The organism is Metabacillus niabensis (assembly GCF_020524345.1).
In the GTDB taxonomy this organism is placed as follows: domain Bacteria; phylum Bacillota; class Bacilli; order Bacillales; family Bacillaceae; genus Metabacillus; species Metabacillus niabensis_B.
Genome location: NZ_JAIVLH010000050.1, coordinates 1 through 7,641, shown reverse-complemented (window position 1 = coordinate 7,641; position 7,641 = coordinate 1). Strand labels below are relative to the sequence as shown.

Annotated in this window: 11 protein-coding genes; 6 read left to right on the top strand and 5 right to left on the bottom strand. The window is 34.5% G+C overall.

All coding sequences use genetic code 11. From position 1 onward, the window contains the following. The 4 genes from LC095_RS26425 to LC095_RS26410 form a co-directional block, all read left to right on the top strand. Positions 1-1,010: hypothetical protein (locus LC095_RS26425; protein ID WP_226530892.1), on the top strand; the 1,010-nt coding region annotated here is incomplete at its 5' end. 13 nt (positions 1,011-1,023) lie between these two features. Next, on the top strand, positions 1,024-1,248 hold the full coding sequence (locus LC095_RS26420) for a hypothetical protein (protein WP_226530891.1): 225 nt from the start codon (positions 1,024-1,026) through the stop codon (positions 1,246-1,248). 53 nt (positions 1,249-1,301) lie between these two features. Further along, a complete protein-coding gene (locus LC095_RS26415; RefSeq protein WP_226530890.1) occupies positions 1,302-1,835 on the top strand; it encodes a DUF3967 domain-containing protein in 534 nt (177 codons plus the stop codon). A 6-nt stretch (positions 1,836-1,841) separates the two neighbouring features. Continuing rightward, positions 1,842-2,123: an AbrB/MazE/SpoVT family DNA-binding domain-containing protein gene (locus tag LC095_RS26410; protein WP_226530889.1), complete on the top strand. Its 282-nt coding sequence runs from the start codon at positions 1,842-1,844 to the stop codon at positions 2,121-2,123. Between the two features lie 281 nt (positions 2,124-2,404). On the opposite strand, the gene LC095_RS26405 is transcribed toward LC095_RS26410, so the two are convergent. Further along, complete coding sequence (locus tag LC095_RS26405; protein ID WP_226530888.1) at positions 2,405-3,259, bottom strand: hypothetical protein; 855 nt, start codon at positions 3,257-3,259, stop codon at positions 2,405-2,407. 194 nt (positions 3,260-3,453) lie between these two features. Between LC095_RS26405 and LC095_RS26400 the strand changes: the two genes are divergently transcribed. Beyond that, entirely contained in the window at positions 3,454-3,615 is a 162-nt protein-coding gene (locus LC095_RS26400) for a hypothetical protein (protein ID WP_226530887.1), read from the top strand. A gap of 471 nt (positions 3,616-4,086) precedes the next feature. Here LC095_RS26400 and LC095_RS26395 read toward each other — a convergent pair whose 3' ends face one another. From LC095_RS26395 to LC095_RS26380, 4 genes are all read right to left on the bottom strand, one after another. Further along, the gene (locus LC095_RS26395; RefSeq protein ID WP_226530886.1) at positions 4,087-4,764 is read right to left on the bottom strand and encodes a Rep protein; all 678 of its coding nucleotides are present in this window, start codon (positions 4,762-4,764) and stop codon (positions 4,087-4,089) included. Positions 4,765-4,938: 174 nt separating this feature from the next. Continuing rightward, entirely contained in the window at positions 4,939-5,352 is a 414-nt protein-coding gene (locus LC095_RS26390; RefSeq protein ID WP_226530885.1) for a hypothetical protein, read from the bottom strand. Further along, positions 5,352-5,744: a hypothetical protein gene (locus tag LC095_RS26385; RefSeq protein WP_226530884.1), complete on the bottom strand. Its 393-nt coding sequence runs from the start codon at positions 5,742-5,744 to the stop codon at positions 5,352-5,354. The genes LC095_RS26390 and LC095_RS26385 overlap by 1 nt, the downstream gene beginning before the upstream one ends. Positions 5,745-5,883: 139 nt before the next feature. After that, complete coding sequence (locus LC095_RS26380; protein ID WP_226530883.1) at positions 5,884-6,231, bottom strand: hypothetical protein; 348 nt, start codon at positions 6,229-6,231, stop codon at positions 5,884-5,886. 366 nt (positions 6,232-6,597) lie between these two features. Between LC095_RS26380 and mobQ the strand changes: the two genes are divergently transcribed. After that, the coding region (mobQ, locus tag LC095_RS26375; protein WP_226530882.1) for a MobQ family relaxase at positions 6,598-7,641 on the top strand (1,044 nt) is incomplete at its 3' end.

The following is a 7,641-nucleotide window of genomic DNA, read 5'->3' as shown; positions in this document are numbered from 1 at the left end:
GTTGGAAAGACGAAACCATCAGAGGAGCTTCCGATCATTTCAGATGGATTCATTCTTTCGAAAAACAGATTCAAGAAGCTGAAAAGAGAATTGAAAATATTAATTGGCTCAACCCATTAAAATTAAAGGAAAATCGACTCACTAAAGATAGAGCCGAAGAAGAAATTTCTAGGGCGAAAACCGAAATTAAATTCCATGATGAAAAGCTAAACTACCACCGTGAAAAGCTTGGTTTCAGCAACGAGAAAGAATTTAACCAGGTGAAAACGCAACATGAAGATGAACGCCCAGGACTCCTGGAGAAAAACAAACAGACTCGTCAGTATATCCGTTCAGAACGTGATGTACTTCAGAAAGCCGAAAATGCCCATAAAAATGCTTTTGTTCGTCAGATGGCTTCTTACTATCCTGAACGTCCTGAAATGCGTTATATGAGCTTCCAAACAGCTTTAAAGGTTGTTGAGATTCAGAAAAAATACGGAAAGGGCAAAGTTGTTCCAATTGAAAACATCGAAAAGACCCTACGTCACCGAAAACAAGAAATCAAAAGACTTAATGGAGAACTTACTCGTGTGGATCATAACCAGTCACGCTTACAGCGTGCAGAAAGTTATTTAGAAAACTATGAAAGACACCAAGCCATTGTTGAAAAATATGAAAACAATCCCCTTTTAAAAGGGAAAATGCTTGTTTCTAAATCAGCAAAACAAGAGTATGAACGTGCTATGATGGCTCGAAATAGCTATCAGAATCACCTCAAAAATGAAGGCATTTCAGGAAGAACAGAGTTTGAAAGTCAAAAAGAAATTTTAAAGGGAATTGAAGCAAAAGTTCCTGAATGGAAGGAACAAATCCACTTCCAAGAAAAAGGTCTTGGCTTGTTTGATGCCGTCATGAGAGGCATTGAGGTAGCAGCCCAAGAAATGCATAGACAACAAAAATTTCATGAATATGAAAGTCAAAAAAGAAGACGGATTTATCAACAAAATCAAGCAGAAATAGACAGATAAAGGAGAGGTTTAAGTGAAAGTCAAAGAGTTGATAGAATCACTAAAAGAGTGTGACCCGAACGCTGAAATTCAGGTATTGTTTCCCCTTCCGAACCGTCCGATTGGTGGCATATTAGAACCGATTTTTGAAGTAAAACCTAGTATTAATCAAGACTCAAATAAGACTCACTATGTCATTGATACTGGCATTGGAGAAGAAGGACGTTATGAAACCTTCAAAAAAGAAAAAAACGTATAAAATAAAGGTATGTCATGACGTTATGCCGAAAAATTTAGTGGAGGTGTATCGTCATGACTATTGTTTATAAAGCAAAAGAAGTAATGGAAAAGTTAGAAATCAAAGATTCAGTCTTTAAAAAATACATTTCCATACTTGAAAAAGAAGGTTACTTCATCCAAAAAAACCAACAAGGTCATAGACTTTTTACTGATGAAGATATAAGCACTTTAGAAAAATTCATTGAATTAAGCAAATATAACGGCATGACCCTTGAGTCTGTCGCAAAAATGATTGGAAATACAAAACAGAAGAGTAACAGTCATGACGTCATAGAAGAAAACAAGCAAAGTTATGATGTTATGACACTAATCACGACTGCTGTTACTACTGCTCTTGAAGAACAAGCAAAGCAACATTCTGCTCAACTTCAACAAATGCAAGAACAATTGAACAGAATTGAAAGCAGTCAAAATGACCGTGATCAAAAATTAGTTCAATCATTAAGAGAGTCTCAAGAAACGAAAAAGTTGTTATTAGAAGTTAAAGAACAAGTTGCTGCAACTCAAGAAAAAAAAAGTTGGTGGCAAAAATTGTGGAAAGGATGATTTTTCATGAAAAGTGTAGGTGTAGTAAGAAAAGTAGACGAATTAGGAAGAATTGTTATTCCAATTGAATTACGCAGAGCATATGAAATAAGCATTGGAGATCCACTAGAAATTTACGTTAATGAGGATCAAATTATCTTAAAGAAATATAAACCCCAACATCAATGTATGATTACTGGAGATGTTTCAGATAAAAATTTCACTTTAGCAAATAGAAAAATCAATCTAAGCCCTGAAGGGGCTAATTTGCTTAAAAAGGAATTAGAAAAATACCTTGAAAAAGTTTAAAAGATCATCTTCAATTCTATCATTCAACTAAGAACTCAACTGCATAAAACCCTACTTTTTTATGCAGCTGCCAGGCTTCTTCAGAAGCTCAAAACGTTGATAAATCAACGATGTATAAAATCTTGCATAATCGATAAAAAACGAACAAGAGCCAAACCCATATGTATCAAGGGTTTGGCTCTTTTACTAACTTCATATAGTTGTGATTATGTTAACTAGATTTGTATAAAGTTTTCATTCTCAATTGTAAAATAAATCATAAAGTAAATATTATAAATATATTAATATCTTGTTTGAGCATGTGTAGTAATAGTATCAAAACTAGTACTAGAAACTCCTTGCCAGCTAAGTGAAGGTCCTCCAACACTCATACTATAGGAGTAACTTGAGCTAACTGTTGTTTTAGCGTGAGAATAATTCCCATAAGCATTAATGTAATAAGGAGTTACAGATGAATTTTTGACAATGGTATAATACATGTAACCTTCTAATTCAGTAACTCGTAAATTAGAAGCATTATCTTTAAGATTCATTTTAACTCCATAACCAGCACCTTGTTTACTCCATAAAGAACTACTAGAACTGTAAGAAGAGCTACCTCCATAAAATCCTCCAGTATTTGGATTCGTATAGGACCATAGTTGTTGACCATATTGAGATCCAGATTTAGGTGAAAATGTTGAATCTATAGAGGTGCTAAGAACATCATAACTTCTTGTTGAAGGCATAATATCCCAAATAAACTTGTTATATAGTCTTATACCTGAACTTAATCTTTGTATAGATGTAGTTAACCTTCTATAACTTGTTGAAGCTGTATCAGAGCTTGCCATAGTACTAAATTCACCGTCTGAACTCTGAGACTCTTTCTTTTTAGATTCTACTTTTTTAAAATATTCTTCTTTACTTAATTCAGTAGAAATATAACTTGAATTTTCTTCACTTGTACTTGATGTACTTGAAGAAAAACTCCGATTTAATTGAGGTTGTTCTTTAACTTCATAATACTTTGTAACCTCAGTTTGAGATTCTAATATAACATCTTTATTTTCATTAAAAACTTCTTGTTCCATTTGATCAATGGCTAAATCACTGAAACCTAAACTCTTAAGATTTGCATACTCATTTTCTGTCATAGTAATTCCAGTTGAAGTAGTTATTTTTTCCTCTTCTGCATTTACAGTATTTTGAATCAGGAAAAAAATTGATAAAGTAAAAAGACAAATAGCTATTTTTTGAAATTTTTCATAATATTACCTCCTTTTCTATTTTTATAATATCATAATTTCATATTTATAGAAGAACATTAACAAAAAAAGGAAGTGGGAAAATGGGAATTCCAACAGTTTGGATAATTATTATTAGTATTTTAAGTATTCTAATTCATTATGCTATTTTAGAAACTGCTGTAAGAAGAGGTATTGATTCTTCAGAAACTAATGAATTACTAAAAAAAATTCTTGAGAATCAAAAAGATAAAAATAATAAGTAGGTCAATAGGTTAATAATAACTCCGACCAAAAACCAGTAGTAAAAGACCTCGAATCACATGTATGTTGTGTAGTCGAGGTCTTTTACTGTTTGCGATATTAAGAGAGAAGTCGTAAACATCTCTATACTAAGGTGTATTTCCCTTTTAAAACTATAAATGAAAGAGAAATTGTTCCTAAATACAAGGTTTTGTTGCCTTTATGGCAACCTTGTTGCCTTTATGGCAGATAACGAAAAATATTATAAAATTAAAGTTAGAAAACAAAGGGCGATTTGCTACTAAACAATAGTGATAATAGAGAGGGTTTGTTAAAAGTGATTCAAAGTGTTGATATGACTAAGTTTGTTAGACTTTTGGGGGTGTGACGTTTTCGTCACAAAATGGTTAAAAAGTGTGACACTTTCGTCACACCTAATAATTTCCAAATAATAAAAAAGATCGTATCAAATTTTAGATACGATCTTAATATTTTCAAAAAAATCTAGTAGGTAAATTTACTTTTTTACCATTTTGATCTTTAAGATTTTTTAAAGAGTGCTGAAATAATCTCATAGTTAGCTTGTCCAGTTGAACATTATTTTTTCTAGGTGCACAAATCATAATATAAGGATTGACAATCCATGTTCTAGGACTTACAGTTCTTCCATTTTCAATAACATGTCCTGCACCTTCAGGATTTAGTAAAATCTCTTTTTTCTTCAAAGAGTTCATGATTAAAGAGGTCTTTTCTCTTGATTTGCCAATCATTTCAGCAATATCTGAAACTGTTGCAGACTTTGGAAGTTCAAAATCATCTTCAATATTTCTTCGCTTTTTCTTAAATTTATCTTCTCTGCAAATAATCACATTACTTTTAAATTCTAAATAGGCTTGAATCCTAAACAAAAAACTTTCTTCTGCTTGGGTTAAATAACCAATCCGATTTAACAAATCTAAATTTCTATGCATGGTCTGATTAAATGGCTCCCCTGCAAATGGATCTTTACTGGATCCAATAAAATGTTCTTCACCAGTAAGTTCTTTTAATTGGTCTAATAATGACTTTTTTAATTCTTCGACTCTTGATCTAGCTTCTGAATCTTTTTCAAAATCTCTTTTTCTAGCATTTCTTTCGGCTTGTTCAAAATCTACAATGTTATCTTTTCCCACTACTTTTTCTCTCCCTTATGTAGCAGGAATTAGTCCTCTTGTGATAGAATATAAATATTCAAATGTTAATAAAGGGACTAATCCCTTGCGTGTTTTGAGAAACCCTCCGAGTCGGCAAACTTGAGGGTTTTTTCTTTCTCTAATTTCGACAATACCAATAAAATACCCTTTTTTCTAGCCATTTTCTACCTTTTTTCTCAAACTCTCTAGTAACTTATCATCCACTCTCTTAGGTTTATAACCCATCCTATCAATCAAGATACCTTCTATAACCCTCATACGAGCCGTATAACGCCTATATTCACTTTCTGCAAAGGCCAATGTATCTGAATCGATTTCAACCAATTTAGAGCCTTTCTGAACACTTCTCATGAGGTTATAACTTTTTGTTCTTTCCTCTCTCACTAGTCGAAGCAAAATTAACAAATCATATGTATGAAAAAGCGACAGCTCCCCAAAAGGAAGTTCACACTGTTCCAAATAAATAAACTCTCTCATTTTAGGTCGCTGCTTCTTCAATGGCGCAACACAAAACTCACAATTTTCACTGTCCATATGATTTTTTGAACCGCAATAACTACAGATCATCAAGCCTTCTCCTTATACCGATCTAACACAATTTCACGAAAAAAAGCCGACATCGATTTTAACTCTCTCTCATCAATTTCCTTGCCGATCTTCTCCCAAATATCATGAGGAAGTGTAATTGAAACCTTTTTCGTTACTCCCAATGATGGACGACCCATCATTTCTCTTTTTGCTGAATGAGAATGCTTCAAATGCTCCGGTAACAACTCATGTTTATATGGCGGAATATACAATTGTTCAAGCATGCTGTTGATTTTTTTAAAATCTAGTCCCTCACGAGTTGCAAGAACTACAAAATCATCTTCTAAATCTTTCATGTTCTCATATAAATCCTTCTCACCATTCCAACGAGCATCATACATCTTTCTATGAAAGTCTAATACTTCTAGCATCTTCATTTCCCCTTCGCATTTATGTTACTTTTACTATAATACTTTAAGTAACTTTAAGTCAATCAATAATAGGATTTTATTTTTTTCTTGAACACAAAGAAAGGTTGCCATAAAGGCAACCCAATATGCCCTTAAGGCATTAAGACAGTTGATAGGTGGGGTTCTCTTCTGGAATAATCGATTCTTCCTCTTGAACCTCATAGACGATCTTATTTGCTTCTTTGGACTTCTCCACATCAATGTTTAATAATTTCGCTTTGTGCTTCTCTACTGCTTCCTTCATTCCGTACGCTACCTTCTCAGCTTGATCCTCACCAACAATATCAAAATACTTCTCAAAAATCGCTCCTACCTGAATCAATCTTCGTGTACGCTCCTTTCGTTCCTTTTGTTGAATTCGGCTCGCAACTTGTTGTTTCTTCGCCTTAATCTGATCCATTTTTTCCTCTAATTCTCTTAAACGTTCTTCGTCCGTTTTACGCCCCACGTTAAAACCCTCCTGCATTCCCATATTTTTCTTTTATTATAGCGAAATCAGTGCTAGAATACTAGACAGAAGCAGGGAATCGCCACAATGGAGTGTGGCACAAATTCCCGAGGATCGAAGAGCAAGGGCGCACTTACACAAACTATCGTTTGTCGTGCGGTTGCTTCGCAACAAATGCAAAACCATTCGCCGAAATCGGCGAGTTGCTAAAGCAACAAAGTACCAATCGCCTATCGGCGAAGCCAAAACAGAAAGAGAAGCACCTTCGGTATTTCCCTTTCCGTTTCGGTCAAATTGAATTTCGCAATCGCATGCGAAATCTCATTCATAATCGCGTAGCGTCAAAAAGAAACGGAGGTGAGAATCATGGCAATCTATCATTTTTCAGCACAAGTTATTTCAAGAGGTAAAGGGCAATCATCTGTTGCTTCAGCTTCTTATCGTTCAGGTGAACGTTTAACAGATGAACGTACTGGTGAAGAAAAATTTTATCGTCGAGAAGTTCAACCGGATACCATGATTCTTGCTCCTGAACATTCTCCTGAATGGGTGCAAGATCGCAACCGGTTATGGAATGAAGTTGAGCAATCTGAAACGAGAAAAAATTCTCGTTTAGCAAGAGAAATTAATATTGCTTTGCCTAGAGAATTATCTAATGATCAACAAAAAGAGTTAATTAAACATTATGTTCAAGAACAATTCGTCAATAAAGGCATGATCGCTGATATTGCGATACATAGAGACGATAAAGAAAATCCTCATGCTCATGTCATGTTGACGACTAGAGAAATTGCAGCTGATGGATTCGGTCCAAAAAATCGTGACTGGAACAAGAAAGAACTTCTTGAACAATGGCGTGAAGAATGGGCTAATCATGCGAATAGAGCGTTAGAAAAAGAAGGGATCCAAGAACGAATTTCCCACCTTTCACATGAAGCACGTGGACTTGAACAACTTCCTACTGTTCATCTTGGCCATGTTGCTCATGAAATGGAAAAGCGTGGTGTTCCTACTGAAAAAGGAGATTTGAACCGTGATCGTCAAGAATACAATGCTCTTGTCGTGGATCTGCAAAAGTACCGTGAAGAAAAACAGACCCTTGAACAAGCAAGAGATCGCCAGCAAGAGAAAAGAGAAAAAGCAGAAAGATTTCATACAGCTGCTGAACGTGTAGACTTGCAAAAGGCTGCGAAAATTTTGAAGGATGAACCTTCTTTACCAAACATAAAAAATCGCTATGAACAGCTTGATAAGTGGGATGAGCGATTAAACAAAAATGACAGCTATATCCGTTGGAAAGACGAAACCATCAGAGGAGCTTCCGATCATTTCAGATGGATTCATTCTTTCGAAAAACAGATTCAAGAAGCTGAAAAGAGAATTGAAAATATTAATTGGCTCAACCCATTA